Origin of the sequence: Vibrio fujianensis, assembly GCF_002749895.1 — a bacterium.
Classification (GTDB): domain Bacteria; phylum Pseudomonadota; class Gammaproteobacteria; order Enterobacterales; family Vibrionaceae; genus Vibrio; species Vibrio fujianensis.
This window is the reverse complement of record NZ_NBUS01000054.1, coordinates 665,102-667,608: the sequence shown is the minus strand read 5'-3', so window position 1 is coordinate 667,608 and position 2,507 is coordinate 665,102. Positions and strand designations below refer to the sequence as shown.

Here is a 2,507-nt window from a genome sequence, read left to right as displayed (position 1 = left end):
AAGTGACAAACCGGCTTTTAATTTGGATGTTTTTCAATATCTAGCTTTGTCTCTTCCACAAGGAAAGCACCATCAGGATCCCGAGGTGGTGACGGCATTGAATGAAATCTGCAACTTATTAAATTTAGCTGATAAGCTTCACCGCACCATTCACTGTTTATCCGGTGGAGAGTGGCAGCGCGTTCGTCTGGCTGGGAGCTGTTTACAGATCTGGCCTACGCTCAATGTTAGTGGTCAGCTATTGATTCTCGATGAACCGGGTGCTCCACTGGATATTGCTCAGGAGCAGCTACTCTATGCCCTGATTCAGCGGATAGCGGATCAAGGGGTTACTGTTGTGATGGCAAACCATGATTTGAATCGCTCCCTTCAACATGCTGATAAGGTGTTAATGTTAGATAAAGGCATTATGCATGCCTTCGGCTCGGCTCATGAGGTTTTGACCGAAAATAACCTCACCGATGTTTTTCAAACACAGGTTAAGCGGGTCGAGTGGCAAGGTCGCTACTATCTTCTATTTGATTGAGATTGATGTATTTGACTGAGATTGGTGCATTCAGCCCATTTATTGGGCAGGCGAAGAAATCCATTGCCAATGATTTAAATATATTTCTTTATTTATCAATCTATTATTGATTTTTAGCAATATTGGCATACTAATCGCTTTACTCTTATTGATACATTCTCGTTCTTGTTAGGCTTTTATTGCCATCTCTGCCACCTTGCTCTCGGGGTGGCTTTTTTTATGCAACGATGATGGCGGTTATGACGACCCACGGGGATTGATACACACTTTGCAACATTTTGTAAGATAACTGTGAATTATGACGATTGATCATTTTTTGAATCATGTTCATAATTTATATCGTATTCACAACATTAATCATTATGACAACTTCCGAAAGAAAGCAACGAGAGCGACAAGAAAGGGAACATCTCTTCTTAAAGGCCGCAGGTAAAATGATCGAAAGGTGTGGTTTTTTAAACTTACACATGGCGAAGCTTGCAAAGCAATGTCAGTATGCAACGGGGACCTTGTATCAACATTTTAGTTCAAGAGAGGACTTGCTGGCAGCCATTGTGGCAGAGCAAGTAGCTTGGCGATTAGACGTTTTTGAGTGCATTGCGTCTATGCCGCTAAATAGTCGAGATAAGATGTTAGCACTTACGATTGCGGATCGATTATTTCAGCAGAAAAACCCTCAACATGCTAAGTTAGAACAGTACGTTTTTACCGAAGCGGTTTGGGAAAATGTGTCGCACAATCAACGCCAGAAAATTTTTAGCTGCTGCAAGCCGATCGGCGATGTGGTCAGTCACATTGCGCAAGAGGCATTGAACCGTGGTGAGTTACCCGATCATGGTTATTCAGCGATGGATATATCACTGGCACCTTGGGCCCTATGTCAAGGGCACTACGTTTTAGCCAATGCTCATGGTCTCTTAGAATCATTATCGGTAGCGCCCGATTCTATGCAGTTGTATCGCAATATCACGATGCTATTGAATGGGATGCAATGGCAGCCCTTATTATCATTGGAAGATAAAGTTATTTTAAGCAAAGTTACTGAGTTAAAAGCGGAATTAGAAAAAAAGGCTCTATTTCGTTAGTTTTTATTCTCTCTATTTTTAGGATCAACCAGCAAGGAGTTTTCATGTTAAAACGCATGATCCTGATGTTAATCGTCAGTACGCTGATTTTTGGGGGCATTTTTGCCTACAAAGCTGTCGGCAACCATTTTATGAATCAATTTTTCGATAATATGCCGATTCCTCCAGTCACTGTGACGGCAAGTGAAGTAACAACTGACCAATGGCAACCTTTTGTTAGTGCCATCGGTAGCTTTGCTGCCATTCACAGTACCGAGCTGACGACGGAGGCGAGTGGGATAATTAATGGTATCTATTTTGATAATGGGACGCGTATCAAAAAAGGCACGTTATTGGTGACACTGGATGATTCCGTTGATAAAGCCGAATTAAAACGGCTACAAGCGGTGGAAGATCTCGCTAAGTTAGAACTCACTCGTTACCAGCGTTTGTATCGAGAAAAAAATGTATCCGAGTCAGAATTACGGTTACGTGAAAGTGAAGCCAAGCAAGCGGCTGCGGCAGTAGAAAGCCAGCAAGCACGGATTGCGCAAAAAACGATTCGTGCGCCTTTTGATGGTGTGGCAGGGATTCGCCAAGTCAGCTTAGGACAACTATTATCGCCTGGCAATACTGTGGTTTCATTGCAATCTTTTGCGCCAATCTACCTTAATTTTACCTTACCAGAACAGCAGTTACCCAATATCGAATTAGGGGAAAGTGTTCAAGTTGGTGTTGATTCTGTACCTGAGCAAACCTTTGTGGGACGAATAACAGCTATTGCTCCGTCAATACGAGAAGCAAGCCGGAGTATTGAAGTTCAAGCTACGCTAGAGAACCAAGATTTAGCATTACGCCCTGGGATGTTTGCACGAGTACAACTCAATACTGGGGAGCCTATGACGGTGAGTTTAGTT

The 2,507-nt window shown here is 42.8% G+C and carries 3 protein-coding genes; all 3 read left to right on the top strand.

Features of this window, described 5'->3' with window-relative positions:
* Positions 1–526: ATP-binding cassette domain-containing protein (locus B7C60_RS16175; RefSeq protein WP_245869605.1), on the top strand; the 526-nt coding region annotated here is incomplete at its 5' end.
* Between the two features lie 362 nt (positions 527–888).
* Positions 889–1,611 (top strand): TetR/AcrR family transcriptional regulator, encoded by a 723-nt coding sequence (locus B7C60_RS16170; RefSeq protein WP_099612665.1) that lies wholly within the window; start codon positions 889–891, stop codon positions 1,609–1,611.
* A 44-nt stretch (positions 1,612–1,655) separates the two neighbouring features.
* Positions 1,656–2,507: efflux RND transporter periplasmic adaptor subunit (locus B7C60_RS16165; RefSeq protein ID WP_245869603.1), on the top strand; the 852-nt coding region annotated here is incomplete at its 3' end.